This window comes from Mesorhizobium sp. M1399 (assembly GCF_040317735.1).
Taxonomy (GTDB): domain Bacteria; phylum Pseudomonadota; class Alphaproteobacteria; order Rhizobiales; family Rhizobiaceae; genus Mesorhizobium.
Window position 1 is genome coordinate 48104 of the sequence record NZ_JAMYKZ010000002.1, and the last position, 24358, is coordinate 72461.

28 protein-coding genes are annotated in these 24358 nt (G+C 63.0%); 13 read left to right on the forward strand and 15 right to left on the reverse strand.

What is annotated here, in order from left to right:
• The first annotated feature begins 19 nt into the window (after positions 1–19).
• Positions 20–820, forward strand: coding sequence for a lytic murein transglycosylase (locus tag NKH05_RS02665; protein ID WP_023721906.1), 801 nt, complete (start codon positions 20–22; stop codon positions 818–820).
• Positions 821–878: 58 nt separating this feature from the next.
• Here NKH05_RS02665 and NKH05_RS02670 read toward each other — a convergent pair whose 3' ends face one another.
• The 3 genes from NKH05_RS02670 to NKH05_RS02680 form a co-directional block, all read right to left on the reverse strand.
• Positions 879–1373, reverse strand: coding sequence for a hypothetical protein (locus tag NKH05_RS02670; protein ID WP_352495991.1), 495 nt, complete (start codon positions 1371–1373; stop codon positions 879–881).
• 46 nt (positions 1374–1419) lie between these two features.
• Complete coding sequence (locus NKH05_RS02675; RefSeq protein WP_352481075.1) at positions 1420–1719, reverse strand: hypothetical protein; 300 nt, start codon at positions 1717–1719, stop codon at positions 1420–1422.
• Positions 1720–1866: 147 nt separating this feature from the next.
• The gene (locus NKH05_RS02680; protein WP_352481074.1) at positions 1867–3090 is read right to left on the reverse strand and encodes an argininosuccinate synthase; all 1224 of its coding nucleotides are present in this window, start codon (positions 3088–3090) and stop codon (positions 1867–1869) included.
• Between the two features lie 178 nt (positions 3091–3268).
• Here NKH05_RS02680 and NKH05_RS02685 point away from each other — a divergent pair, with 178 nt between their 5' ends.
• Complete coding sequence (locus NKH05_RS02685) at positions 3269–3910, forward strand: LysE family translocator (protein WP_023721902.1); 642 nt, start codon at positions 3269–3271, stop codon at positions 3908–3910.
• Here NKH05_RS02685 and NKH05_RS02690 read toward each other — a convergent pair.
• The 4 genes from NKH05_RS02690 to NKH05_RS02705 all read right to left on the reverse strand — a co-directional run bounded on the left by NKH05_RS02690 (position 3882) and on the right by NKH05_RS02705 (position 7608).
• Positions 3882–4361: a hypothetical protein gene (locus NKH05_RS02690; RefSeq protein ID WP_353025005.1), complete on the reverse strand. Its 480-nt coding sequence runs from the start codon at positions 4359–4361 to the stop codon at positions 3882–3884. The two genes, NKH05_RS02685 and NKH05_RS02690, sit on opposite strands and share 29 nt — an antisense overlap.
• Positions 4358–5590 (reverse strand): dual-specificity RNA methyltransferase RlmN, encoded by a 1233-nt coding sequence (gene rlmN / locus NKH05_RS02695; RefSeq protein ID WP_352481073.1) that lies wholly within the window; start codon positions 5588–5590, stop codon positions 4358–4360. Before rlmN ends, NKH05_RS02690 begins: the two co-directional genes overlap by 4 nt.
• A 259-nt stretch (positions 5591–5849) precedes the next feature.
• On the reverse strand, positions 5850–6836 hold the full coding sequence (locus tag NKH05_RS02700) for an IS5 family transposase (RefSeq protein WP_353025007.1): 987 nt from the start codon (positions 6834–6836) through the stop codon (positions 5850–5852).
• Positions 6837–7101: 265 nt separating this feature from the next.
• Positions 7102–7608: an invasion associated locus B family protein gene (locus NKH05_RS02705; protein WP_023721899.1), complete on the reverse strand. Its 507-nt coding sequence runs from the start codon at positions 7606–7608 to the stop codon at positions 7102–7104.
• Positions 7609–7970: 362 nt separating this feature from the next.
• Here NKH05_RS02705 and NKH05_RS02710 point away from each other — a divergent pair, with 362 nt between their 5' ends.
• The gene (locus tag NKH05_RS02710; protein ID WP_352494034.1) at positions 7971–8579 is read left to right on the forward strand and encodes a methyltransferase family protein; all 609 of its coding nucleotides are present in this window, start codon (positions 7971–7973) and stop codon (positions 8577–8579) included.
• A gap of 45 nt (positions 8580–8624) precedes the next feature.
• On the opposite strand, the gene NKH05_RS02715 is transcribed toward NKH05_RS02710, so the two are convergent.
• The 4 genes from NKH05_RS02715 to NKH05_RS02730 form a co-directional block, all read right to left on the reverse strand.
• Entirely contained in the window at positions 8625–8987 is a 363-nt protein-coding gene (locus tag NKH05_RS02715) for a YkvA family protein (RefSeq protein ID WP_023721897.1), read from the reverse strand.
• 92 nt (positions 8988–9079) lie between these two features.
• A complete protein-coding gene (locus NKH05_RS02720) occupies positions 9080–9376 on the reverse strand; it encodes a 4a-hydroxytetrahydrobiopterin dehydratase (protein WP_352481071.1) in 297 nt (98 codons plus the stop codon).
• Positions 9377–9382: 6 nt separating this feature from the next.
• Entirely contained in the window at positions 9383–9979 is a 597-nt protein-coding gene (gene thpR / locus NKH05_RS02725; protein ID WP_352481070.1) for an RNA 2',3'-cyclic phosphodiesterase, read from the reverse strand.
• A 137-nt stretch (positions 9980–10116) separates the two neighbouring features.
• On the reverse strand, positions 10117–10761 hold the full coding sequence (locus NKH05_RS02730) for an arylesterase (protein WP_023721894.1): 645 nt from the start codon (positions 10759–10761) through the stop codon (positions 10117–10119).
• A 108-nt stretch (positions 10762–10869) separates the two neighbouring features.
• Between NKH05_RS02730 and NKH05_RS02735 the strand changes: the two genes are divergently transcribed.
• The 4 genes from NKH05_RS02735 to NKH05_RS02750 all read left to right on the forward strand — a co-directional run bounded on the left by NKH05_RS02735 (position 10870) and on the right by NKH05_RS02750 (position 15857).
• Positions 10870–11580 (forward strand): ABC transporter ATP-binding protein, encoded by a 711-nt coding sequence (locus NKH05_RS02735; RefSeq protein ID WP_023721893.1) that lies wholly within the window; start codon positions 10870–10872, stop codon positions 11578–11580.
• Positions 11580–14129: an ABC transporter permease gene (locus NKH05_RS02740; RefSeq protein WP_352481069.1), complete on the forward strand. Its 2550-nt coding sequence runs from the start codon at positions 11580–11582 to the stop codon at positions 14127–14129. The genes NKH05_RS02735 and NKH05_RS02740 overlap by 1 nt, the downstream gene beginning before the upstream one ends.
• A 219-nt stretch (positions 14130–14348) precedes the next feature.
• Complete coding sequence (locus NKH05_RS02745; protein ID WP_254817871.1) at positions 14349–15128, forward strand: Bax inhibitor-1/YccA family protein; 780 nt, start codon at positions 14349–14351, stop codon at positions 15126–15128.
• Between the two features lie 159 nt (positions 15129–15287).
• Complete coding sequence (locus NKH05_RS02750) at positions 15288–15857, forward strand: GNAT family N-acetyltransferase (protein WP_352481068.1); 570 nt, start codon at positions 15288–15290, stop codon at positions 15855–15857.
• 4 nt (positions 15858–15861) lie between these two features.
• Here the strand turns inward: NKH05_RS02750 and NKH05_RS02755 are convergent, their stop codons facing one another.
• Together NKH05_RS02755 and NKH05_RS02760 are read right to left on the reverse strand one after the other, a co-directional pair.
• Positions 15862–16248: a DUF2794 domain-containing protein gene (locus NKH05_RS02755; protein WP_023721889.1), complete on the reverse strand. Its 387-nt coding sequence runs from the start codon at positions 16246–16248 to the stop codon at positions 15862–15864.
• Between the two features lie 599 nt (positions 16249–16847).
• Positions 16848–17597 carry a DUF1223 domain-containing protein gene (locus NKH05_RS02760; protein WP_023721888.1) on the reverse strand — a complete coding sequence of 250 codons (750 nt, stop codon included), beginning with the start codon at positions 17595–17597 and terminating at the stop codon, positions 16848–16850.
• A 175-nt stretch (positions 17598–17772) separates the two neighbouring features.
• On the opposite strand from NKH05_RS02760, the gene NKH05_RS02765 reads away from it, so the two are divergent.
• Entirely contained in the window at positions 17773–18435 is a 663-nt protein-coding gene (locus NKH05_RS02765; RefSeq protein WP_023721887.1) for a ceramidase domain-containing protein, read from the forward strand.
• A gap of 67 nt (positions 18436–18502) precedes the next feature.
• Here NKH05_RS02765 and acnA read toward each other — a convergent pair whose 3' ends face one another.
• Positions 18503–21193, reverse strand: coding sequence for an aconitate hydratase AcnA (acnA, locus tag NKH05_RS02770; protein ID WP_353025008.1), 2691 nt, complete (start codon positions 21191–21193; stop codon positions 18503–18505).
• 283 nt (positions 21194–21476) lie between these two features.
• Between acnA and ccmA the strand changes: the two genes are divergently transcribed.
• The 5 genes from ccmA (at position 21477) to NKH05_RS02795 (ending at position 23984) form a co-directional block, all read left to right on the forward strand.
• Positions 21477–22106 carry a heme ABC exporter ATP-binding protein CcmA gene (ccmA, locus tag NKH05_RS02775; protein WP_352494037.1) on the forward strand — a complete coding sequence of 210 codons (630 nt, stop codon included), beginning with the start codon at positions 21477–21479 and terminating at the stop codon, positions 22104–22106.
• Positions 22100–22765, forward strand: a complete 666-nt coding sequence (gene ccmB / locus NKH05_RS02780; protein WP_352481065.1) for a heme exporter protein CcmB — start codon at positions 22100–22102, stop codon at positions 22763–22765. The genes ccmA and ccmB overlap by 7 nt, the downstream gene beginning before the upstream one ends.
• Complete coding sequence (locus NKH05_RS02785; RefSeq protein ID WP_352481064.1) at positions 22765–23142, forward strand: Imm50 family immunity protein; 378 nt, start codon at positions 22765–22767, stop codon at positions 23140–23142. Before ccmB ends, NKH05_RS02785 begins: the two co-directional genes overlap by 1 nt.
• A gap of 102 nt (positions 23143–23244) precedes the next feature.
• Positions 23245–23412 (forward strand): heme exporter protein CcmD, encoded by a 168-nt coding sequence (ccmD, locus tag NKH05_RS02790; protein WP_352494038.1) that lies wholly within the window; start codon positions 23245–23247, stop codon positions 23410–23412.
• Positions 23409–23984 (forward strand): DsbE family thiol:disulfide interchange protein, encoded by a 576-nt coding sequence (locus NKH05_RS02795; protein WP_352494039.1) that lies wholly within the window; start codon positions 23409–23411, stop codon positions 23982–23984. The genes ccmD and NKH05_RS02795 overlap by 4 nt, the downstream gene beginning before the upstream one ends.
• Positions 23985–24016: 32 nt before the next feature.
• Here the strand turns inward: NKH05_RS02795 and NKH05_RS02800 are convergent, their stop codons facing one another.
• Positions 24017–24184, reverse strand: coding sequence for a hypothetical protein (locus NKH05_RS02800; protein ID WP_023721879.1), 168 nt, complete (start codon positions 24182–24184; stop codon positions 24017–24019).
• Positions 24185–24358: the final 174 nt, after the last annotated feature.

The window sequence follows — 24358 nt, forward strand, 5'->3', positions numbered from 1 at the left end:
AGGCAACCAGGAGAGCAGCATGGCATTTCTTGCCAAGGGGAAGATGTTTGTAGTGGCCACGGTGGTGGCGGTGCTTGCGCTGGCGACGGGCGCGCAGGCGGCGGCCAGTTGTGGCAAAAACGGCGCCGGCTTCGAGGCGTGGAAACCGGAGTTTGCCGCGGAGGCCAAGGCCGACGGTGTCGGCTCGAAGGGTCTGGCCGCTCTGGCTCGCGCAACCTACGCGACAAAGACGATCTCCGTCGACCGCGCCATCCATAAGGCTTTCAGCGGCTCGGTCGAAGCTTTCATGAAGCGCCGTGGCGCGTCCGCGATCATTGCCAGGGGCCGTGCGCTGAAGAAGGCCAATGCGGCGCTGTTCGACAAGATCGAACGGAATTACGGCGTGTCGCCGGGTGTGTTGATCGCCATCTGGGGTATGGAGACGGGCTTCGGTTCCGCCATGGGCAACCAGAATACGGTCTCTGCCATTTTAACGCTCGCCTATGATTGCCGCCGTCCGGAGTTCTTCTATCCCCATGCCATTGCAGCCCTGAAGCTGGTCGATCGCGGAGCGTTGAGCGCCTCGTCGGTCGGTGCCGCACATGGCGAGATCGGCCACACGCAGTTCCTGCCCGGAAATGTTTTGACGTATGGCGTCGGCAACAAAAATCTGCGCGACAAGAGCACTGCGTTGGCTTCCACGGCCAACTTCCTCAAGGGCCATGGTTGGCGGGCCGGAGCGAGCGCGCAGGCGAATATGGGCGCAATCGCTGGCTGGAATTCCGCTAGCGTCTATCAACAGGCCATCGCCCGCATGGCCACAGCCATCGATGCCGACTGACAGAAATCTCTATTCGATAGAATGATTCGACAGAAAGCCCGGCCATGCGCCGGGCTTTCTATTTCACGTCGAGCGCGTAGGAGCAGCCGGCGAGAACCTTGCCGGGATGTGAATTAACGGTTGAGACATTGAGCGCAATGTGCGTGGAAAATGTCATGCCGTCGGCTTCCTCGCTGCTTTCGACGAGCACCTTCTCGCCAAGGAATTTGTCCGGTGTCGAGATTTGCGCTGTGACGCCGAGCGCTCGAGCGAGATCGGGCGCGGAAACATCGTCAAACACCGCCATCGGCCCGGTCGCGGTAAGGACGACGGCCGCCGTTTCGCGCCCGAAGACGCCGACCGTGGCCGGCAGCTCGTATTGCCTGAGGAAAGGATTGCCGGCGGTGACTTCCTTCCAGCCAAGTTTTTCCGCCGCGCCGGGCTCACCGCTCAGCCACAAGGCGAATCCGTTATAGGCCGGCACGTCGGCCCTGCATTCAATCAGCGCGGCGAGGTCGAGCGAGGTGGGATCGAATTCCTCCGCTCCGGCTGCTGCCAGGCCCGCCAGCAACATCAGCGGAAGTCGCGTGGCGCGTCGCAAACTAACCATCGCCGACCTGTCACTTGCCTTTGATGACCTTCCAGATGTCGGTGGATTGGTCGAGCTGAAGGCTGTTTATGTCGGAGAAGCCAATTCGGCCGCTGCGCACCGCATCGCCCAAGCGCCGGCAGAAGAGGCTCGGCATGCGTTCCTGAGAAACGCCCATGAAGGCTGCGATCTCATGTTTGAACGTAATGGTCCATGTAGCGACAGCGGCGATGCATCCCGCCTGGGGATCCTTCTTCGTGATGTCCTGTCCGGTCTGGCAGCCCGCCAGAATGCCGATCATCGCCGTCAAAATCAAAAGACCAAGTCGCATTATTACAGCCCCATTGCCCAAAAAAACAATTGGACAATCCGGCCATGAGGTCAATCAAGAAAAGCTCTGCAGCTGTCATTAGAAACAACTACATTAGCTCACTAAGAGTATGGATCCAGGCTAAGCAGGATTTTCATGAATATATACTTAGCCTTTACGACCACGCGCCGCCAGCGTGCGCAGCCTCAGCGCATTGAGGCGGATGAAACCTTCGGCATCTTTCTGGTCGTAGGCGCCGCGGTCGTCCTCGAAGGTGACCAGCGCGTCGGAATAGAGCGTCTTCCTCGACTTGCGGCCGGTGACAATGACGTTGCCCTTGTAGAGCTTCAGCCGCACGATGCCTTCGACGTCTTCCTGGCTGTTGTCGATCATCGCCTGCAGCATCAGCCGCTCGGGCGCGAACCAGAAGCCGTTATAGATCAGCTCGGCATAACGCGGCATGAACTCGTCCTTGAGATGGGCGGCACCGCGGTCCAGCGTGATCGATTCGATCGCCCGGTGGGCCGATATCAGGATGGTGCCGCCGGGGGTCTCGTAGACGCCGCGCGATTTCATGCCGACGAAACGGTTCTCGACCAGATCGAGCCGGCCGATGCCATTGTCGCGGCCGAGATCGTTCAGCGCCGCCAGCATCGTTGCCGGCGACAGTTTCTTGCCGTTGAGCGCGACGGGATCGCCCTTGAGGAATTCGATTTCGATCTCTGTGACCTCATCCGGCGCATCCATCGGCGAGATGGTGCGCTGGTGGACGAATTCCGGCGGCTCGCTCCACGGGTCTTCCAGCACCTTGCCCTCGGAGGAGGAATGCAGCAGGTTGGCGTCGACCGAGAACGGCGCATCGCCCTTCTTGTCCTTCGGCACCGGAATCTGGTGCTGCTCGGCGAAATTGATCAGATCGGTGCGCGACTTGAACGACCAGTCGCGCCAGGGCGCGATGACCTTGATGTCGGGGTTGAGCGCATAGGCCGAGAGTTCGAAACGCACCTGATCGTTGCCCTTGCCGGTGGCGCCATGGGCGATCGCATCGGCGCCGGTCTCCCTGGCGATCTCGACAAGATGTTTCGAGATCAGTGGCCGGGCGATCGAGGTGCCGAGCAGATAGGTGCCTTCATAGACAGCGTTGGCGCGGAACATCGGAAAGACGAAATCGGATACGAACTCCTCGCGGACATCGACGATGCGAATATCCTTGATGCCCATCATCTCGGCCTTGCGCCTAGCCGGCTCCAGTTCGCCACCCTGGCCTAGATCGGCGGTGAAGGTCACGACCTCGGCGCCGAGCTCGGTCTGCAGCCATTTCAGGATGATCGAGGTGTCAAGGCCGCCAGAATAGGCGAGCACGACTTTCTTGACGGCTTTTGCTTTCGACATGGTGGGCGGTTCCGCGACAGGATTCTTGCGGGCGAGGTATCACGGCGTTTCGGGGCTGCGCAAGGGAGGAACAGGCGCCTGGGAGCCGCAAGCGCTGGACCAGACGCCGTGGCGGCGAGATGCTGGCGTCGGCGAGGCGCCTGCGCTATAGGCTGCGCCTTCTTGTCCGAGGCCGCCAATGTCCTTCATTCCCGACAACGCTACGCTTATCCAATTCGCCATCGCGACGGTGATCCTGGCGATTACGCCTGGGCCGGACATGACGCTGTTCGTGTCGCGCACGCTGAGCCAGGGCCGCGCCACCGGCTTCGCCTCGATGGCCGGCGCGCTGTGCGGCACGCTGATCCACACCACGTTGGTGGTGGTCGGCGTCTCGGCGCTGATCGTCGCCTCGCCGATGGCGTTCTTCGTGCTGAAGATTTTCGGCGCCGGCTATCTGGTCTTCCTGGCCTGGCAGGCGATCACAAAAGGGTCGGCGTTTTCACCGGAGAAGAAGAGCGGGCCGCAGATATCGCTGGTTCGCAGCTGGGCGGCGGGGCTCGGCGTCAATCTGCTCAATCCGAAGATCATCCTGTTCTTCATGACCTTCCTGCCGCAATTCGTCTCCGCGCATGATCCCAATGCGCCGGGAAAGCTGTTCTTCCTCGGCGCGATGTTCGTCGTGCTGTCGGTCCCGGTGACAGCGCCGATGGTGCTGGCGGCGGAAAAATTCTCGGCGGCGATGAAAGCCAGCCCGCGCGTGACGCGCGTCGTCGACTATCTGTTTGCCGGAGTTTTTTCGGCCTTCGCGCTCAAGATCCTGACGGCCCAGGCGAAATAGGGCGTCCGATTTGACGCCAGCTCCCAGCCGAGCGGCCGGCGCTCAGCCAGTAGAAAATACCGCCGACCATGCCGCAGCCGATCACCGCCAGCATGACGCTTGTGTTGGTAACCTCGAAATTGGCGTCGTTCGTCTGGTGGACGAAGCCGAGGAAGACCGCCGCCACCGCCGCGCCCGCCAGTGCATAGAACAGCCAGTCGCGCCGGCCGAGGATTTCGGAAACCAGGATGGCGATCGCCGCCGGCATGAAAGCGAAATAGGCGACGAACAGCGCGACGAAGGGGACGGAAAAATAGAGGGAAGCCGTCGCCGCCGGCGGTGCCTCCTCCGGCGTGTAGCCCAGGGACGCCAGAAACATGATATTGAGAAATGCGCTGGCCGCCAGCGAGGCGACGCCATAACCGATCAGGATGACGGCGAAGCGGATCAGATAGGCGACGACGCGATTCACGCCTCGCCGTGCCCTGCGATCATCATCGCTTCCAGCGCCAGCCGGTCGACTTTGCGCATGCGCTCGGAGTCCGATTTGAGCTGGCCGCAGGCGGCGAGGATGTCGCGGCCGCGCGGCGTGCGGATCGGCGAGGCATAGCCGGCATTGTTGATGTAGTCGGCGAATTTCTCGATCGTCTCCCAGTCCGAGCACTGGTAGTTGGTGCCCGGCCACGGATTGAACGGGATCAGATTGATCTTGGCCGGGATGCCCTTGAGCAGCTTGATCAGCGCCTTGGCGTCCTCGATGGAATCATTGACGTCCTTTAGCATCACATATTCGAAGGTGATGCGCTTGGCGTTGGACAGGCCGGGATAGGCACGGCAGGCAGCGATCAGCTCGTTGAGCGGATACTTCTTGTTGATCGGTACCAAAAGGTCACGCAGATCGTCATTGGTAGCGTGCAGCGAGATTGCCAGCATGACGCCGATCTCTTCGCCGGTGCGGAAGATTTCGGGCACGACGCCCGAGGTCGACAGCGTGATGCGCCTCTTCGACAGGGAAAGCCCGTCGCCGTCGGATGCAATCAGCAGCGCCTTCTTCACCGCCTCGAAATTGTAGAGCGGCTCACCCATGCCCATCATGACGACGTTGGACACTTTCCGGCCCTCGGCCGGCACGATGGCGCCGTCGGGCGTGTCGCGGTCGGGGAAATCGCCGAGCCGGTCGCGAGCTGTCAAAAGCTGGGCGAGGATTTCTTCCGCCGTCAGGTTGCGCACCAGCTTTTGCGTGCCGGTGTGGCAGAAGGAGCAGGTCAGGGTGCAGCCGACCTGCGAGGAGATGCAGAGCGTGCCGCGGCCTTCTTCGGGAATGTAGACGGTCTCGATCTCGACCGGCCGGCCGGCGCCGCGCGGCGGAAAGCGGAACAGCCATTTGCGCGTGCCGTCGGAGGAAATCTGCTCCTCGACGATCTCGGGCCTGGCAACGGTGAAATGCCTGTCCAGTGCGGCGCGCAAATCCTTGGAGATGTTGAACATGCCGGCAAAATCGGAAACGCCGCGCACATAGATCCAGTGCCAGAGCTGCTGGGCGCGCATCTTCGCCTGGCGCTCCGGCACGATGCCGGCGGCGACGAGGGCGGCCCCGAGTTCGGCGCGCGTCAAGCCGATCAGCGACGGCTTTTCAGGCGTCGTGCGGGTGCGCAACGCGTCACGCGCGCCTTCGGCGGTAAGATCGAATGAAAGGGTCATTGTTGCGCCAATATAAGCGATTTGCGGCCGATTACAGCATCGTGCCCGAAATGAAGCGCGGCGCATAGCACAGGTTGATGGCGGAGTCATGCAGGGGGTTCTTCCTTCTCCCCTTGTGAGGCCTTTGCAGAGAAGGCGCATAGATATGCGATTTGAGGCATATATGCTTTTTTGAGCGTCGGAGAGCGCTGCTTGGCCGTTCAGCGCGGCATTTTTCAGGATAATCGGCTCATCCGCCCGATTACGGACGGACTCCTGCTTATGCCGGCTTCTCGCCAGGCGGATGGAGGGTGCTGACCATGCGGCGCAGGTTGTAGGCGCAGGCCGCCAGCATGCACTGCGTTCGGTTGGCGGCGAGGTTGAAGAAGCGCAGGCGCCGCATGGCATAGCTCTCCTTGAACACGGCGAAGGGTCGCTCAACCGCCGCCCGCACCTTGGCGATCAGCTGGTTGCGCCGCTTCTGGCGCGGCGGCAACTCGGGATGATGTTTGTTGGGCCGCCGCATCAGGCGGTCCTTGATGCCTGCCTCGACCAGCCGGGCATGTCTGGCGTGGGTATAATAAGCCTGATCGCCATAGACCGCCCTTTCATCGCCGCTGATCAGTGCGTCGGCCGGCTCGGTGTCGGTGACCGAAGCGTCGCTCACCTCGACGCGCCGGATCAGCGTATGATCCTGGTCGACGCCGATATGCATCTTGTAGCCGCAGGTGCTCTTCTTGCCCTTCTTGCCCCAGCGCGCATCCTTGTCCGCCGATGGCTTGACCGGGCCCTGGTGGCCCTTCTTGGGCTGTTTCGGCGGGCGGCCGCGAGCTTGCAGGAACGAGGCATCGACCAGCGTGCCGCGCTTGACGATCAGGCCCTTGTCCTCAAGCTGGCGGTTGATCTCCTCGAACACCTTGTCGATCAGCCGCTCGCGCGTCAGCTCCTCGCGGAAGCGCCACAGCGTCGAATGGTCGGGCGTGCGGTCCGAAAGGCTGAAGCCGGCAAAGCGGCGGAACGACAGCCGGTCGCGGATCTGTGCCTCAAGCGCTGGATCGCTCAGCCCATGCCATGCGCCCAACAAAAGGCAGCGCATCAGCACTGGCGCCGGATAGCTGGCCGTGCCCGGCCCGGCTCCGCTGCGTGCGCCCAAAAGCCCGTCGATCGGACCCCAGTCGATCTCCTTCGCAACAAGATCGAAGATCGTCTCATCCGACACCGCAAGGCCGTCCGCCAAGCTCAATTGACCAAGCACACGATCAACCATCCGCGAATCTCCCGTAGCGACCATGCCACAGAATCACCAATCCGATTCTGTGCAAAGGCCTCCTTGTGGGAGAAGGTGGCCGAGCGAAGCTCGGTCGGATGAGGGGTGTTCCAGCTTGGCATCCCCTGCACTCCGTCCAGCACCCCTCAACCCTCTTGGCGCTGCGCGCCAATCCACCTTCTCCCACAAGGAGAGAAGGCAAGACCGCACGAACGCTGGTTCTTTACGTCGCTGTGTTAGGTGGTGAACGTCCCGGACGAGGACTTTACTTGCACTTGGCGATCGAGGCCAGCGCCGCCGAGATGCCCTTCAGCGAGAAGACGTAGGTGGTGGTATTGCCGCGGCCGGACTTGGCTGACACCTTCATGTCGGTGCCGGTCTTCATCGCGGCGATCAGCACCGGCTCCTCGGCGGCGTTCTCGACCCAGGCCGACTTGCCGCGCGTGAACATCGAAAAAGACTTCTTGTCGATGGTGACGGTGGCCTTGGAACCTTCCTGGAAGGTATAGCCGGCGATGAATTGCGGCTCGTAGGACACTTGCTGCCCCGGCCGCTGGCTGACGAAGAAGAACATGTCGCCATGATCGAGCGTCGGCGGCTGCTTGTCGGTTGGCACGGTCAGGACATAGCAGACCTTGCCGCCGCCCGACGCCTGGTAGCTGTAGGTGCCCCAGGCATTGTGCTGGCCGATCTTGGTTGCCGACTGCGCCAGCGCGGGCGCCGTCAAGGCCACCAGGGCCAGGCTGGAAACTATAGCAATCAATCCGCGCATCGCTTTTCCCGTATTCCACTGGTGCGGCGGCAGGCCGGCTCGGCGTCCTGCCCGTCGCTTCATTTTGATTTAATCTGGGTTACCAAACGGTGAATTTCCCCTGAGAAAAGGATGTTCACGCCAGGAAACCGCCGCCGTCTTCGCGCTGCCGCTTGAAAAAGCGGCTGGCGCAATGTCCCTGCCGCGACTTGGAGGCCACGAAAACGGCAAGAGTTTGACTTTTCAAGCAGCTAGGTCTTGCAGCGATTCTCGCTTTTCTGAGAGCTACGTGACGAATTTCCCGCCAGGCGGTATATGTCTGCGTTCGGCTCCACGGCACTCGGCCAGGGTGCCCTCCTTGGCGGCTTACGGGAGATTTGGCCATGGCCATTTCCGAGACAGTTCTGATCCTGGCGGGCGGCACAGTCGTCCTGGCGATCGTGTTCGGCATTCGTGTCGCCGTCCGCGCGGTGGCCAGCGGCGCGGTGCCCCGGTCGGATGGCGGAGAGGTGGCGGGCGGACCGGGCGCGCCCGACGTGGCGGGGGTCATTGCGCTGCCGCCTTTGATCTTCCTCGGCTTCCTGGCGGCGGCAACCGTGCTCGAGGTGCTCGCGCCGCTCCCGGTCATGGCCGGGCAGGCCCTCGCCCGCTATCTGGCCGGCGCCGTGCTCGCGGTGTGCGGCTTGGTGCTCATCTTTATGGCGGCGGGCCGCTTTCAGGCCGCTGGAACCAACATACCACCGACCTTGCCAACGACGGCGCTGGTCGTCGACGGTATCTATCGGTGGACCAGAAATCCGTTCTATCTGGGAGCGACCCTTATCTATCTGGGCCTCGGTGTCGCGGCCGGAAGTCTTTGGGGTATCGCGCTCGTCATTCCCTTGCTGTGGGTGATCAATACGGGCGTCATCGCGCCGGAAGAGCGTTATCTCGAGCGTAAGTTCGGAGACGCCTATCGCGCCTACAAGACGCGGGTGCGGCGGTGGCTTTGACGGCCGGAAAGTCGGTTCCCGCGCGATTTTTTGCGCCGTACCGGCTCAGCTCTTGTCGGCGATGGCCTGCCTGGCGGCGAGCCGGTGCGCCGGCGTGATGTGGGCGCTGACGGTTGTGATCGCCGCGGTCAGCACAGCGATGTCGTCGGTGAAGCCAAGCCCAAAGATGAAATCGGGGATGACGTCCGTCGGCAGCACGAAATAGCCGAGCGCAGCCAGCAATGTGCCCTTGGCGCGCAGCGGCGTCTTCTTGTCCATGGCGCAGTAATAGGCGGCGACCACCTCCTCCATGAACGGGATCTGCCGGGCAGCCTTCTTCGCCGTACGCCAGAACTTTTCGCGTACTTCGCTCTCATTGCCCAGCTTGCTGCCGAGGCCGAAGAAATCAAAACCGGATTTTTGCGCCATCAACCTCTCCTTGCCGCCGTCGCGTGACTTCACGCGTGACCGCGAGGCAAAATGTGGTGAAAGCCGAACCTCGCTGCAAGGTGCAGATAACGTCAGGTGCCGAAATAGCGGTTCATCTTCCTGGCCAGATCGAAATCCAGCGCGGTCAGGCCGCCGACGTCGTGGGTGTTGAGGGTCACGTTTACCGTCTTGTAGACGTTCGACCAGTCGGGGTGGTGGTCCATCTTCTCCGCAGCCAGGGCAACGCGGGTCATGAAGGCAAAGGCTTCCGAGAAATTCTTGAAAGTGAAGCTGCGGCTGATCGAACCACCATCCTTGGCCAGCGACCAGCCGTCGAGGCCGGCAAGTTCGGCGCTGATCGCCTCTTTTGCTAGTTTCTCCCTGGCCATGTCCGTCTACCGCATGATCCGCGAAGCGTCGGCGGCGCCGGCCAAACGGCTGGCGACGCGGTTGTCGGCACCTGAAAGCGGCCAAGCCTCCTCGACGACGTAAGGCCCGCCGCCGACCGAGTCGCGCGACGACATCAGCACGAAGCGGCCGACCCGGAACGGCAGCGTCGAAAAATTGCCGCGCGCCGACAGATACTGGGCGACGTCGAGCGGGCTCGCATTGCGCAGGCGGGCCAGCGTCACATGCGGCATGAACTTGCGCGGGTCGGCCGGGATGCCGAGCCGCTGGCAGATGCGCTCGATTTCGCTTTGCAGAGCGGAAAGATCGGGCGAAGCGGCGACCCCGGCCCACACCGCATGCGGCTTCTTCTGGCCGAAGGCGCCGACGCCGGACAGCGTCAGCGGGAAGGACGGGCGGTGAACGCGGTCGAGCGCGTTGGCGATTTCGTCGGCGACATGGCCCTCGACATCGCCAATGAAGCGCAGCGTCAGATGATAGTTTTCGACGTCGATCCAGCGGGCTCCGGGCAGGCCGCCCCTGAGCAGGGACAGCGAAAGAGCGGCATCACGCGGTATTTCGAGGGCGGTAAAAAGACGCGGCATGGCAAGCCTCCTGTCCTCGAATCGAACTCTTGCCCCTAGCGAATCATCGATATTCAAACGGGGCAAGGGGTTTGTTGGTCGCAGGCCTGCCGAAAAGCTTCCCCCGCGGAAGGTGTTGCGGCGGCGAACCCTCGCCTTCAGGAATTGCCCCGGATCGCTTCAATGGTCTTCTCCACGCTGGGCAGGATACCCTCGACGATGCGGTCGACGCCTCGGGCGTTTGGATGAAGACCGTCTTCGAGCTGCAGGACGGATTGGCCGGCGATGCCCTCGAGAAAGAAAGGATAGAGCGGCACGCCGTATTTTTCAGCCAGTCTCGGAAAGGTCGCGTCGAAGGCCCTCTGGTAATCGGCGCCGAGATTCGGCGCCGCGCGCATCCCGGCCAGCAACACGGCGATCTTGCGCTGCTTCAGCTTTGCCAGCATGGCGTCCAGGTTCTTTTCCGCTATGGCGGGCGAAACGCCGCGCAGCATGTCGTTGGCGCCGAGCTCCAGGATGACCAGCTGCGTGCCGTCCGGCACCGACCAGTCGAGCCGCGACAGGCCGCCGCTCGTCGTATCGCCGGAAACGCCGGCATTGGCGACCGTGACATCGTAGCCCTTGGCGCGAAGCGCGGCCTGCAGCTTTTCGGTGAACCCCTGACCCGGCCCAAGGCCATAACCCGCCATCAAGCTGTCGCCGAAGCCAACGATGGTGAAGGGCTCGGCGCGCGCCGACGAAATGGCGCTGCAGATCGCGAGGAAAAGGGCGAAGGCTGCGGCAAAAGTGTGTTTGAAAGCCATGCGGCAGGCCCCATATGACCAGGAACATCTGTTGGCGAAGGCAGGTTTTCGTCTTTGTCGAGCATCGGATGCTCTAGCCCTCTTTCCCCCATATAGGACGATTTGATTTTGGAAGAAGCCGTCATTTCGCTGAAAGACGTATCGCTGACGCTCGGCGAAGGCGCATCCTCGGTGCATGTGCTGAAGGGCGTCAGCCTTGATGTGGCGAGCGGCGAAGCGACAGGCATCGTTGGACCTTCGGGTTCGGGAAAGTCGACATTGCTGATGGTTTTGGCCGGGCTTGAAAGGGTCGATTCGGGTGCGGTACGAATTGCCGGCGAGCTGCTCAACGGCAAAAGCGAAGACCAGATCGCATCGTTTCGAGGGCGAAACATCGGCATCGTGTTCCAGTCGTTCCACCTCATCCCCAATATGACGGCGCTGGAAAACGTCGCCGTCCCGCTTGAGCTTGCCGGCCATGCCGATCCGTTCGGCGTGGCGGCGCGCGAACTGGCGGCGGTCGGCCTTAGCGATCGCATCACCCATTATCCCGGCGAATTGTCTGGCGGCGAGCAGCAGCGCGTGGCGATCGCCCGGGCGCTGGCGCCGTCGCCACGCATCCTGATCGCCGACGAGCCGACCGGCAATCTCGACCAGGCGACGGGACGGCACGTCGCCGACCTGCTGTTCGCCAAGGCGGCCGAACGCGGCATGACGCTGGTGCTGGTCACGCATGACCCGGTGCTCGCGGCGCGCTGCTCGCGCCAGGTGTCGATGCGGTCGGGGCTGATCGAGGACGCATCCAAGCCGGCCTCCAGGGCCGGCAAGGTGACCGCCTGATGCCGCTGTCGCAAACGCTGAGGCTGGCCTTCAAGTTCTCGCTGCGCGAAATGCGCGGCGGGCTGTCCGGTTTCCTGATCTTCCTTGCCTGCATTGCGCTCGGCGTCGCGGCAATCGGCGGCGTCAATTCGGTGGCGCAGGCGATTTCCGCCGGTGTTGCCGACCAGGGTCAGACGCTGCTCGGCGGCGATCTCCGCTTCCAGATCAACCAGCGCGATCCGACCAGAGCCGAACGCAGCTTCCTCGGCCGGCTTGGCACGGTTTCGCACAGCGCCAACATGCGCTCGATGGCGAGGCTCGAGGACGGCTCCGACCAGGCGCTGGTCGAGGCCAAGGCGGTCGACGGCGCCTATCCGCTCTATGGCGCGCTGGAGACCCAGCCGGTGCTGTCGCGAGAGGATTTGTTCGGCGAAAAATCCGGTGTCTTCGGCGCCGCCGCCCCGGACCTTCTGTTCGAGCGGCTGAACCTTGGCATCGGTGACCGGTTGAAGCTCGGCAGCGCGACATTCGAGCTGCGCGCCAAGCTGGTCAACGAGCCAGATGCGGTGTCGGATGGCTTCGGTTTTGCGCCGCGGCTGATGGTGTCGACCGACGGGCTTGCCGCTTCAGGCCTGATCCAGCCGGGCAGCCTGGTCGAGAACGCCTATAAGGTCCGCCTGCCCGGCGGCACCACTGAAGTACAGATCAAGGCGATCCAGGAGCAGGCCGCGAAAGAGTTCCCGCAGGCCGGCTGGTCGATCCGCACGCGCAGCAACGCAGCGCCGGCGCTGTCCTCGAACATCGAGCGGTTCTCGCAATTCCTGACGTTGGTCGGGCTGACGGCGCTGGTGGTCGGCGGCGTCGGCGTGGCCAATGCGGTGCGTGCCTATCTCGACGGCAAGCGCGGCGTCATCGCCACCTTCAAGAGCCTGGGGGCTTCGGGCGGGTTCGTCTTTGCCGTCTACCTGGTGCAGATCCTGATGATTGCCGCCCTCGGTATCACGCTGGGCCTTGTGCTTGGCGCGCTGATGCCGTTCGCGGCCAGCGCGGCACTCCAGTCGGTTATTCCGGTGCCGGCGGAAGGTGGGTTCTATCCCGGCGCCCTCGGCATGGCAGCGCTGTTCGGGCTGCTGGTGACGCTGGCCTTCGCCCTGCTGCCGCTCGGCCGTGCTCGCGACGTGCCAGCGACGGCGCTGTTTCGCGAAATGGGTTTTGAGGGCCGCGGTTTTCCCCGCCCGCTCTATGTCGCCGCGGCAATGGCCATCGCGCTGCTGCTCGCGGTGCTGGCGATCCTGTTTTCCGGCGACCGCCGTATTGCCTCGATCTTCGTCGGCGCCACGGTCTTTTCGTTCCTGGTGCTGCGTGTCGTCGGTACGCTGGTGCAGTGGGCGGCGAAGAGAAGTCCGCGTGTGCGCTCGACGGCGCTCAGGCTCGCCATCGGCAACATCCATCGGCCTGGCGCCTTGACGCCGTCCGTGGTGCTGTCGCTGGGTCTCGGGCTGACGCTCCTGGTGACGCTGGCGCTGATCGATGGCAATCTCAGGCGGCAGATTTCCGGCAGCCTGCCGGAACGGGCGCCGAACTTCTTCTTCGTCGATATCCAGAGCGGCGACGTCGATGCCTTCTCCGCGCTGGTCGGCAAAGAGGCGCCGCAGGGCACGCTGATCAAGGTGCCGATGCTGCGCGGCCGGGTGATGGCGCTCAACGGCGTCGATGTCGACAAGGTCAAGGTTCCGGCCGAAGGCGCCTGGGTGCTGCGCGGCGACCGTGGGCTGACCTATGACGCACAATTGCCGGAGAATGCAACGCTGACCGAGGGCAGCTGGTGGCCGGGGAATTATTCCGGCGAACCGCTGGTCTCGTTTTCCGCCGAGGAGGGCAAGGAGATCGGGCTGAAGCTCGGCGACACCATCACCGTCAACGTGCTCGGCCGCAATATCACGGCCAAGATCGCCAATTTCCGCCAGGTCGAATGGGAAACCATGGGCATCAATTTCGTCATGGTGTTCTCGCCCAACACATTCGCCGGGGCGCCGCATGGCTGGTTGGCGACGCTGACCGAGACGAATGCGTCGGCGGCCGACGACGCGCATCTTCTCAATGCCGTCACCCGGGCTTTTCCCGCGGTGACGACGGTCAGGGTCAAGGACGCGCTCGACATCGTCAACCGGCTGGTGGTGCAGCTCGGCACCGCGATCAGGGCCGCGGCGGGCGTGGCGTTGATCGCCTCGGTGCTGGTGCTGGCCGGGGCGCTCGCCGCCGGCAACCGGGCCCGCATCCACGACGCGGTGGTGCTGAAGACCCTGGGTGCGACCAGGAAAACGCTGATCGCGGCCTTTTCGCTGGAATACATGCTGATCGGCCTTGCGACCGCGATCTTCGCGCTGGCGGCGGGCGGTGTGGCGGCGTGGTACGTCGTCGCGCGCATCATGACGCTGCCATCGCACTTCATGCCCGAGGTAGCGGTGGCGACCATCGGCTTTTCACTGGTGGTCACGGTGGGTATCGGCCTGGCCGGCACGTGGCGGGTGCTGGGCCACAAGGCGGCGCCGGTGCTGCGGAATCTTTGAGCCAGAGCCGGTTTTGATTAAATCTCGTTAATGTTTCGACCGGCAAGGCCAATAAAACCGGATCTCCGGCACTTCACGGAGCATTACGTCCGGTTACGGTCTTGTCCTTTACGCCAAGAACCATCATATTTCGGCGCAGGCATGCTGGAGCCCCGCCAGCGGCGCCTGGGTTCAAAAGGACCTGACACCGGACGGGGCAGAAGCAATATGAGGATTTCCATGGCTGATCCCGTTCGCAATTATCAGACGCGCGCCGTGCCCGGCGCCGGCGTCGATGCTGCCATCGACCAGGGCCTGCGCGCCTACATGATCAAAGTCTACAACCTGATGGGGCTTGGCCTCCTCATCACCGGCCTTGCCGCGGTCGGCACAATCATGCTGGCCACCACCAGCGATCCCGCCTCGGCGGTTGCCACGTTGCCAAGCGGCGAGATGCTGACCTCGTTCGGCTACGCGATCTTCGGCTCGCCGCTGAAATGGCTGGTGATCTTTGCCCCGCTGGCAGCGGTGATGTTCCTGTCGTTCCGGGTCCAATCGATGAGCGTTTCGGCGGCGCAGACGACGTTCTGGGTTTACGCCGGCCTTGTCGGCCTGTCGCTGTCGTCGATCTTCCTGGTCTACACCACCGCCAGTATCTCGCAGACCTTCTTCGCCACCGCCGCCGCGTTTGGCGGGCTGTCGCTCTACGGCTACACGACCAAGCGCGACCTTTCCGCGTTCGGCTCGTTCCTGGTCATGGGCCTGGTCGGCCTGATCATCGCGATGGTGATCAACATCTTCCTGCAGTCGTCGGCGCTTTCCTTCGCCGTTTCGGCGATCGGCGTGCTGATCTTCGCAGGCCTCACCGCCTATGACACGCAGAACATCAAGGAGATGTATTTCGAGGGTGACGAGACTGATGTCGCCGGCCGCAAGGCGATCATGGGCGCGCTGAGGCTCTATCTCGACTTCATCAACCTGTTCATGTTCCTGCTGCAGTTCATGGGCGACCGTCGCTAGTACGGCGTTCTTTGTTGACCATGATCTGTTCCGAAAACCGGTTTCCACTTTTCGGGATCATGGTCTGACTCCAGCGAGTTTGGAAAGGGCGGCCCAATGGCCGCCCTTTTGTGCCGGCTTTTGCTGTGATATAGGGCAGATGAACGACGTGCATAAATTATGAGCAGCATCACCTTGCGGGCCGCGACGTCGGCCGATCTCGACCGGATCACGGAAATCTATGCCGACGCGGTGACAAACGGCACGGCGAGCTATGAACTCGACCCGCCAAGTCGTATCGAGATGGGAGCGCGCTTCGACAGTTTGGTAGCGGGTGGCTTTCCCTATCTCGTGGCGGAAAAAGGCGGCATTGTGCTCGGCTATGCCTATGCCGGCGCTTTCCGGCCGCGCCCGGCATACCGCTTCGTGGTTGAGGATTCCGTCTATGTCGCGCCCGACGCCAAGGGGCAGGGCGTCGGGCTGCTCCTGATGCAAAGGCTGATCGAGGCAGCCAAGGCGGCGGGCTTTCGCCAGATCATCGCGGTGATTGGCGATGGCCGGCCCGACAGCGCCTCGGTGCGGTTGCACGAGAAGCTCGGCTTTCACCATTCCGGCCGCCTGGAAGGCTCCGGCTACAAGCACGGACGCTGGCTGGACACGGTGTTCATGCAACTGCCGATCAACGGTGGAGCGTCGGTCCCGCCCGATCCGAAATCGCTGCCCGAGCGGAAGTTCCGCAAACAAAAATAAGGGGTTACGCCTCGACCAGCTTCAGCGTTCGGTCGAACACGCCAAGCACCCGGCCGAGTTCCTGGCCACGCTTGAGGATGCGTCCGCCGGCGGCGATGACGGCGAATGCGCCTTGCCGGCGCGCCAGCTTCGGATCCTTGACGATCTGGAAAAGCGGCACTTCGCTGGTGCGACGGAAGACGGAAAAAACGGCGCGGTCGGTGAGATGGTCAATAGCATAGTCGCGCCATTCATTGGCGGCGACCATACGGCCGTAGAGCCTGAGGATCTGGTCCAGTTCGCGGCGGTCGAACCGCACCGGCTGGTCGAGGCGTTCGTGTCTTGCCTCGTGCAGCGGGATCAATATTGCGGATGCGTCCCCATCCTCCGTCCCGCTGCTGCGATCAGTCATGCCTGGATCCTCGCAATGAATCGTACGCCGACCAAAGTTGGCGCTTTCGTTGCCGAATTGCAAGGCCCGGCCGGGCAACGGCAGCACCGCGCGGTTTCTCCAACGTCCAGTCACGTTTGCGAAACGCCTGTTGGAATTGGTGATGCTTCGCCACAATCCTGCCTTTTTTTATCCGTGCTCATGCCCCAATGTCCGACGAATTTACCGGCGTTGCCTGAGACGGTTCGGTCCGGCACCGGCTCGTAAACCCCAAGCCCCCCGCCCACGGGTCTGCGTCGGATCGAACCAACCTCGGTCTTTCCTTGGAAAGATCGGGTGCGACGATCCCAAAACCTAAATGACCGGCGTCAGAAGCAAGCTGACGCCGGTTTTTTATTGGCTGGAGCCGTGGCGGCGCGATCCATCCGGATAGGCTGTCGTCGGAGGCTTGAGCGCGGCTATCCCTTCTCCCCTTGTTGTGGAAGAAGGTGGATCGGCGCGCAGCGCCGAGACAGATGAGGGGTGTTGGACGGAGTGAGGCGTTGGCGTTCCCTGGAACACCCTCATCCGTCGCCTTCGGCGACACCTTCTCCCACAAGGGAGAAGGGAGAGCGCTCCATCTAAGGCTTGCGGATAAAGGCTGCACCCAGGATCGGACCGGGCACGCCGTCCTTGCCGACCGACTGCAGCAGCACGGCGCAGCCGCCCTTCTTGGCGATCTCGCTCATCGGCAGTTCGTAGCGCTGCGCCTTGCCGTGCCACATGCCGGCGGTCTGGATGCTGGAGACGGCGTTCCAGTAGGTCATGCTGCGGCCGGTGTTTTCACCCTTGCCGATCTTGATCGTCTGCGGCGGGTTGAAATAGACGATGACGACATGCGCGTCGGCGGGGCCGGTCACGGCGTCGCCGGCATCGATCATGACGCGATCGCTGGTCCGGCTGACCTTGATGCCGACGCGCATGCCTTCGCCGACCCTCTCCATGCGGGCCAGCGCGCCGTCGACTTCCTTGCGGCTGGCGCCATTGACATGGCTGCGGCCGTTGATGACGGCTTGCGGGGTGTAGACGGAACGGCTGCCGAAGGCGCGCATATACTCATATTGCCGCTCGGTATTTTCCTTGCGGCTCAGCGTATCCTGCCAGCCGAGGTAATCCCAATAGTCGACATGATAGGCGAGCGCGACGATGTTCTCCTTGGCGGCGAGCTCGGCGAAGAATTCGTCGGCCGGCGGACAGGAATTACATCCCTGGCTGGTGAAGAGCTCGACGACGCCTAATGGCTTGTCGGCCTGCTCGGCGAAGGCGCTTCCGGCAAACGCCGAGAGAGCCAGCGCAACGGCCGCAAGCCGCAATGGTCTTCGAGATGACATGGCCGTTCCGATCCCGCCGGTGATGCCGGCTTTGTTCTGATTGTCGAAATATGTGGCAGAAGCGGCAGTCAACGGGAAGTCACGTTGCGGTGAAATTTTGCCGTTGCAACCGCTGGCAAGGGCGCAATAGGTGGACGCGCACTTCACGATGGAAGCGATTCGGGCGGCAATCAGCATGTGGCAATCTCTCCTGGCGCCGGTCGACCTCTATTGCGAACGGACGGGGCCGGAATTCTGGGCTGAACCGCTCAATGCGCTGAGCAATCTGGCTTTTTTTGCCGCCGGGCTATGGGGTGTCTGGCAGGTGCGCAAGCGCGGCACCGGCGCCTTCGCCGAAGTGCTGGCCTGGTGGGTGGTGGCGATCGGCGTCGGCTCGTCGCTGTTCCACACCTTTGCCACAAGGGGAATGATCCTGGCCGACGTGCTGCCGATTGCAGGGTTCACGCTGGCCTACACGCTGTTCAACCTGCGACGTTTTCTCGGCATGAAATGGGGCAAGGCGATCGTCATCTTCGTCGCCTTTTACGCCGTTGCCGGGCTGGTGACCTTTGCCGTGCCGGACTGGCTGCGCCAAGCGTCGAACGGCACGACCGGCTACCTGCCGCCCTTCCTGGCGCTTGCCTTCTTCGGCGCCTGGGTGGCGGCCAGCGGCAATCGTGCCGGCTGGTACAATCTGGCGGGTTCGGCGATCTTCGTCGTGTCGGTCGTCTGCCGGATGATCGATCCGCTGGTCTGCGGCGGCTTTCCGCTCGGCACGCATTTCCTGTGGCACATCCTCAACGGGCTGATGCTCGGCGTGCTGCTGGCGGCGACAGCGCGGTTTGGAAAGCCAAAGTAGGGCAGTAGGGCAGTAGGTGCTTGTCCTTGCTTCCCCTACTGCCCTACTCCCTTATTGCCCTACTCCCTTAAGCCGCAAGGTCGCGCAGCACGTATTGCAGGATGCCGCCATTCTTGAAGTAGTCGAGCTCGTCCAGCGTATCGATGCGGCAGATGATCGGAACCTCTTTGACGCTGTCGTCGCCATAGGTGATCCTGGCGATCATCTTCTGCCGCGGCTTGATGTTGCTCAGTCCGTCGATCTCGACCAGTTCGTCGCCCTTGAGGTTGAGCGAGGCCCACGAGGTGCCTTCCTCGAAGACGAAGGGGATTACGCCCATGCCGACCAGGTTGGAGCGGTGGATGCGCTCGAAGGACTGGGCGATGACCGCGCGGACACCGAGCAGATTCGTACCCTTGGCCGCCCAGTCGCGCGACGAGCCGTTGCCATATTCGACGCCGGCGAAGATGACCAGCGGCACGCCCTCCTTCTTGTAGTGCATGGCGGCGTCGTAGATCGATTCCTCTTCCTTCGACGGGTAATGGATGGTGTAGCCGCCCTCGCGGCCGTTCTCGCCCAGCATGTGGTTGCGGATGCGGATGTTGGCGAAGGTGCCGCGCATCATCACCTCGTGGTTGCCGCGGCGCGTGCCATACTGGTTGAAATCGGCGACGCCGACGCCGTGGTCGGTGAGGTACTTGCCGGCCGGGGAGGCCGCCTTGATCGAACCGGCCGGCGAAATGTGGTCGGTGGTGATCTTATCGCCGAACAGACCGAGCACACGCGCGCCCTTGATATCGCCGATCTTGCCGAAGCCTGATGTCATGCCGGCGAAATAGGGTGGGTTCTGCACATAGGTCGAATTGTCGTCCCAGGCATAGGTCTGGCCTTCCGGCGCCTTGACGTTCTGCCAGTACTCGTCGCCCTTGAAGACGTCGGCATATTTGCGGGCGAACAATTCGCGCGTGACATTCTTCTCGATGAATTCCTGGATCTCGACTGAACTCGGCCAGATGTCCTTGAGATAGACCGGATTGCCGTTGCGATCCTCGCCGAGCGGCTCGGTGGTCAGATCCTTGGTCACGGTCCCGGCCAGCGCGTGGGCGACGACCAGCGGCGGCGAGGCGAGATAGTTCGCCTGCACGTCGGGCGAGACGCGGCCTTCGAAATTGCGGTTGCCGGACAAGACTGCCGCAGCAATCAAGCCCTTATCGTTGATGGTCTTGGAGATCGGCGCCGGCAGCGGGCCGGAATTGCCGATACAGGTGGTGCAGCCGAAGCCGACCAGGTTGAAGCCGATCTGGTCGAGCTCCTTCTGCAGACCGGATTTCTCCAGATATTCGGCGACGACCTGGCTGCCCGGCGCCAGTGAGGTCTTGACCCACGGCTTCTGCTTGAGGCCGAGCCGGTTGGCGTTGCGCGCCAACAGCCCGGCGCCGATCAGCACGCTCGGGTTCGAGGTGTTGGTGCAGGAGGTAATGGCGGCGATGACGACATCGCCATGGCCAAGATCGTAGTCCGTGCCCTCGACGGCATAGCGCTTGTCGATTTCGGCGGCCTTCTTGTACTCGGTCTCCATGGCCTTGTCGAAGCCGGCCGGAATGTCTTCAAGTGCCACGCGGCCTTCCGGCCGCTTCGGGCCGGCCATCGACGGGACGACACTGCCGAGATCGAGCTCGAGCAGATCGGTGAAGACCGGATCGGCCGAGCCGACGTCGCGCCATAGGCCTTGCGCCTTCGAATAAGCCTCGACCAGGGCGATGCGGCTTTCGTCACGGCCGGACATAGTGAGGTAGCGGATGGTTTCGCTGTCGACCGGGAAGAAGCCGCAGGTGGCGCCATATTCCGGCGCCATGTTGCCGATGGTGGCACGATCGGCCAGCGTCATGTTGGACAGGCCCGGACCGAAGAATTCGACGAACTTGCCGACGACGCCCTTCTTGCGCAGCATCTGCGTGACGGTGAGCACCAGGTCGGTGGCGGTGACGCCTTCCCTCAGCCTGCCGGTGAGGCGAAAGCCGATCACTTCGGGCAACAGCATGGAAACCGGCTGGCCGAGCATCGCGGCCTCGGCCTCGATGCCGCCGACGCCCCAGCCGAGCACGCCGAGGCCGTTGATCATGGTGGTGTGCGAATCGGTGCCGACGCAGGTGTCGGGATAGGCGGTGGTCTCGCCATCTTCGCTGTTGGTCCACACGACCTGGCCGAGGTACTCAAGGTTGACCTGATGGCAGATGCCGGTGCCGGGCGGCACGACGCGGAAATTGCGGAACGCCTGCTGGCCCCATTTCAGGAATTTGTAGCGTTCCTCATTGCGCTCATACTCAAGCTCGACATTGCGGGCGAAAGCCAGCGGCGTGCCGAATTCGTCGACGATGACCGAATGGTCGATGACCAGATCGACCGGCACCAGCGGATTGATTTTTTGCGGGTCGCCGCCGAGCGAGGCCATGGCGTCGCGCATGGCGGCAAGGTCGACCACAGCCGGAACGCCGGTGAAATCCTGCATCAGCACGCGGGCCGGGCGATAGGCGATCTCGACGCCGGCAGTGCCCCGGTCTGTCAGCCAGCCGGCGACCGCCTGGATGCTCTCCGTGGTGACGGAACGGCCGTCCTCGTTGCGCAGCAGGTTCTCCAGCAGCACCTTCATCGAATAGGGCAATTGAGCGATGCCGGTGAGGCCGTTCTTTTCGGCCTCGACAAGGTCATAGTAGATGTACTCGGCGCCGCCGGCGGTCAGCGTGCGGCGGCAATTGAAGCTGTCGAGTGATTTGGACACGTGCGATCCCTAACTGTCGGTTGCCGGGGAGGGAACGGACGCCAGTGGGCATGCAAATCACGCGCAAAGGTGCGGGTACGGCCATTTCCGCTATCCGTTCCCAAGCGTCCGGGCCGTTCAAGGCGGCACGCGCGCTGGTTCGGCGCAAATTCGGTTCCCGTGCCGACCGCTGGCACGGATGATGCGGATATAGAGAATTTTCTGGAATAGTTCTAGACACGGAATTGCCATTTTTGCTGCGGCGCACCGAAGCCGCGCTTGAACTTTCGGCGAAGGGGAACGGATGCGGCTGATCGCCGAAAATCTGGGCGGCGAACGCGGCGGCGAGACGGTATTTTCCGGCATCGAATTCGCGCTGGGGGATGGCCAGGCGTTGGTCGTCACCGGCGCGAACGGCGCCGGCAAATCGACGCTGCTCAGGATCATCGCCGGACTGTTGCCGGTGGCGGCAGGCCGTGTGCGGTTCGAAGGTGGTGGCGAAGACTTTCCGTCGGCCGCCTCGGCCTGTCACTATCTCGGCCACCTCGACGCGATGAAGAGCGCACTCACCGTTAAGGAGAATCTGTGCTTCTGGCGCGATTTTTCGGGCGCGGGTTCCAGGGGTGTTGAAGAGGCGCTGGAGACCGTCGGGTTGGGCGGCATCGGCCATCTGCCGTTCGGCTATCTCTCGACCGGCCAGCGCCGCCGCGCCGCGATCGCAAAACTGCTGGTCAGTCATCGGCCATTGTGGCTGCTCGATGAGCCGACGGCGGGACTGGACAAGGCTTCGGAGGAGAGATTCGGCGGGCTACTGCGGAAGCATCTCGATGGTGGGGGGATCGTGGTTGCGGCCACGCATTTGCCGCTGGGGCTGGAGGGGGCGAGGGAGCTTGTGATGGGGGTGCCTGGGCGAAAGCATCTCACATCATGCTAGCCCTCTTTCTCCGCGACATCCGCTTAAGTATCCGCGCCGGCGGCGGGGCGCTGACTGGCGTGATTTTCTTTCTCGCCGTTATCGCGACCATCCCCTTCGGCGTCGGTCCCGACCTGAAGCTGCTGGCCCGCATCGGCCCGGCGATCCTGTGGATCGCCGCCTTGCTGGCCTGCCTGCTCGGCCTCGACCGGCTGTTCCAGGCTGACCGCGAGGACGGCTCGCTCGATCTTCTGGTGCTTGGCAACGACCGGCACATGCTGGCCCTGACCGTGCTGACGAAATGCCTGGCGCATTGGGCGGGTAGCGTGTTGCCGCTGGTCATCGCGGCTCCCCTGCTCGGCCTGTTCATGAACATGGAGCCCATCGGCATCGGTGCCACGGCGCTGACGCTTCTGGTAGGCACGCCGGCGATCACCTTCATCGGTGCCGCCGGTGCCGCGGTGGCGGTAGCATTGCCGCGCGGCGGGCTGCTGATCTCGGTGCTGGTGCTGCCGCTGACCATTCCCGTGCTGATCTTCGGCGTATCGGCAAGCTATGGCGCGGTGGCGGACCCCGATCCCTTCCTGCAGCCCTTCCTCATTCTTACCGCGCTGACCCTGTTTCTTGCCGTGCTCGGGCCGGTGGCAGCGGCGCTGGCGCTGCGGCACGGAACGGATTGATGTGGCCGCTGCGCATAGAGAACCCGATCTTTCTCCAGACCATCTACGGCAACTACCCCGATCTGTCCTCCGTCGAGGTTACCGGGGCCAAGATGGACCGCAACGGGCCTAGCATGCACCTTTCCTTCATCTCGACCGTCCTCCCCTACCGGCCTCCCGCCAAATGGGCGGCGTTCAATGCCGTGTCTTTCGGGCTTGAGTTCATCGCGGTCGAATCCATTAGCCTTCGCAAGTTCCAGAGCCATGGCTCCAGTGCAATCAGGATGTGGGATGACGCCGGTAGAATCCTGCTTACCTGCGAAGGAGCTGTCAGGCTGTCCCTCACGTGCCAATACATGCGTATCAAAAACATATCAGGTGTTTTGCTTTCGCAGTGACCTTCGGCTTGCGATAACCGCAAATCTGCCGCAGACCCGTTCATTGCGGCAAACAGCCGGTGAGGCTATGAATTTCGCCGTGAGAAGCCTTGGATCGGGAAAATGAGCGTGCACGCCCTTTATGTCACCGCCGCCTATGCCATTACGGCCGTGGTGCTGGCCGGGCTGGTTGGCTGGATCCTGCTCGACCAGCGCGGCCGCAAGCGAGAGCTCGCCGAGCTGGAGGCGTCCGGCGTGCGCCGGCGCTCCGACAAGGCAGCAAAATCATGAGCACGGAAACGGAAACTCCGGCGCGCCGCCGCCTGATCGTGCTGCTGCCGCTGCTGGTCTTTCTCGGGCTGGCGGGATTGTTCCTGGCGCAGCTGTTGTCCGGGCGCGACGTTTCGGAAGTGCCGTCGGCACTGATCGGCCTGCCGGCGCCGCAGACCAATCTGCCGGCGCTCGAAGGCACCAATTTGCCGGGCCTCGATTCAAAACAGTTCGCCGGCAAGGTGACGCTGGTCAACGTCTTCGCGTCCTGGTGCGCGCCGTGCCGCGACGAGCATCCGGTGCTGCTGGCGCTGTCGCAGGACAGACGCTTCGTCATGGCAGCGCTGAACTACAAGGACCAGCCGGAAAACGCCCGTCGGTTCCTTGGCGATCTCGGCAATCCGTTCCAGGCGATCGGCGTCGACCAGGCCGGGCGCACGGCGATCGACTGGGGTGTCTACGGCGTGCCGGAGACCTTCGTCATCGGCAAGGATGGCAAGATCGCCTACAAGCATGTCGGGCCGCTGACGCCGGACTCGGCGCAGACGCTGCTGCTGCCGGAGATCGAGAAGGCGCTGGCCGTGCCGGGCTGATGCCCGCCGATCGTGATAGGTCGACCGAAGACTCAGCCGTAGATCTGCTTGTGGACCTGATAGAGCATTTCTGAGCGGTCGGCGCGCATGTCGGCGAGGTCGCGGCTGCTGAAGCTGTCGATTTCGGCGACGAGGCGGTTGTAATGCCGGCGCTTGGCGATGCTGGCGCGAGCGCGGCTCATGAGGCTGTCGATGATCATAGCGAGTTTCCTTTTGCGCCGCATTTCGCGGCCAGTTGTTCCTCCCTTGATCGATACGAAGCATGACATAGTTATGGTGCGTTGCAAAAATAAGATGTTGCAATGCACCATTGCGCTGGGCGCATAGCCGGTTAACGGGATGTGACCTGCCGTCCGGCCCAGCATTCGCTTGCT

Bases quoted from the DNA above. Each gene is read 5' to 3' on its own strand.
- NKH05_RS02740 (WP_352481069.1), top strand. From the start codon at position 11,580: ATGCCGCTGTCGCAAACGCTGAGGCTGGCCTTCAAGTTCTCGCTGCGC.
- NKH05_RS02700 (WP_353025007.1), bottom strand. From the start codon at position 6,836: ATGGTTGATCGTGTGCTTGGTCAATTGAGCTTGGCGGACGGCCTTGCG.
- NKH05_RS02720 (WP_352481071.1), bottom strand. From the start codon at position 9,376: ATGGCCAGGGAGAAACTAGCAAAAGAGGCGATCAGCGCCGAACTTGCC.
- NKH05_RS02750 (WP_352481068.1), top strand. From the start codon at position 15,288: ATGAGCAGCATCACCTTGCGGGCCGCGACGTCGGCCGATCTCGACCGG.
- ccmD (WP_352494038.1), top strand. From the start codon at position 23,245: ATGAGCGTGCACGCCCTTTATGTCACCGCCGCCTATGCCATTACGGCC.
- rlmN (WP_352481073.1), bottom strand. From the start codon at position 5,590: ATGACCCTTTCATTCGATCTTACCGCCGAAGGCGCGCGTGACGCGTTG.
- thpR (WP_352481070.1), bottom strand. From the start codon at position 9,979: ATGCCGCGTCTTTTTACCGCCCTCGAAATACCGCGTGATGCCGCTCTT.
- NKH05_RS02680 (WP_352481074.1), bottom strand. From the start codon at position 3,090: ATGTCGAAAGCAAAAGCCGTCAAGAAAGTCGTGCTCGCCTATTCTGGC.
- NKH05_RS02800 (WP_023721879.1), bottom strand. From the start codon at position 24,184: ATGATCATCGACAGCCTCATGAGCCGCGCTCGCGCCAGCATCGCCAAG.
- NKH05_RS02755 (WP_023721889.1), bottom strand. From the start codon at position 16,248: ATGACTGATCGCAGCAGCGGGACGGAGGATGGGGACGCATCCGCAATA.
- NKH05_RS02795 (WP_352494039.1), top strand. From the start codon at position 23,409: ATGAGCACGGAAACGGAAACTCCGGCGCGCCGCCGCCTGATCGTGCTG.
- NKH05_RS02785 (WP_352481064.1), top strand. From the start codon at position 22,765: ATGTGGCCGCTGCGCATAGAGAACCCGATCTTTCTCCAGACCATCTAC.
- NKH05_RS02685 (WP_023721902.1), top strand. From the start codon at position 3,269: ATGTCCTTCATTCCCGACAACGCTACGCTTATCCAATTCGCCATCGCG.
- ccmB (WP_352481065.1), top strand. From the start codon at position 22,100: ATGCTAGCCCTCTTTCTCCGCGACATCCGCTTAAGTATCCGCGCCGGC.
- NKH05_RS02765 (WP_023721887.1), top strand. From the start codon at position 17,773: ATGTGGCAATCTCTCCTGGCGCCGGTCGACCTCTATTGCGAACGGACG.
- NKH05_RS02705 (WP_023721899.1), bottom strand. From the start codon at position 7,608: ATGCGCGGATTGATTGCTATAGTTTCCAGCCTGGCCCTGGTGGCCTTG.
- NKH05_RS02730 (WP_023721894.1), bottom strand. From the start codon at position 10,761: ATGGCTTTCAAACACACTTTTGCCGCAGCCTTCGCCCTTTTCCTCGCG.
- NKH05_RS02675 (WP_352481075.1), bottom strand. From the start codon at position 1,719: ATGCGACTTGGTCTTTTGATTTTGACGGCGATGATCGGCATTCTGGCG.
- NKH05_RS02710 (WP_352494034.1), top strand. From the start codon at position 7,971: ATGGCCATTTCCGAGACAGTTCTGATCCTGGCGGGCGGCACAGTCGTC.
- NKH05_RS02760 (WP_023721888.1), bottom strand. From the start codon at position 17,597: ATGTCATCTCGAAGACCATTGCGGCTTGCGGCCGTTGCGCTGGCTCTC.
- NKH05_RS02715 (WP_023721897.1), bottom strand. From the start codon at position 8,987: ATGGCGCAAAAATCCGGTTTTGATTTCTTCGGCCTCGGCAGCAAGCTG.
- NKH05_RS02670 (WP_352495991.1), bottom strand. From the start codon at position 1,373: ATGTTGCTGGCGGGCCTGGCAGCAGCCGGAGCGGAGGAATTCGATCCC.
- NKH05_RS02745 (WP_254817871.1), top strand. From the start codon at position 14,349: ATGGCTGATCCCGTTCGCAATTATCAGACGCGCGCCGTGCCCGGCGCC.
- NKH05_RS02665 (WP_023721906.1), top strand. From the start codon at position 20: ATGGCATTTCTTGCCAAGGGGAAGATGTTTGTAGTGGCCACGGTGGTG.
- ccmA (WP_352494037.1), top strand. From the start codon at position 21,477: ATGCGGCTGATCGCCGAAAATCTGGGCGGCGAACGCGGCGGCGAGACG.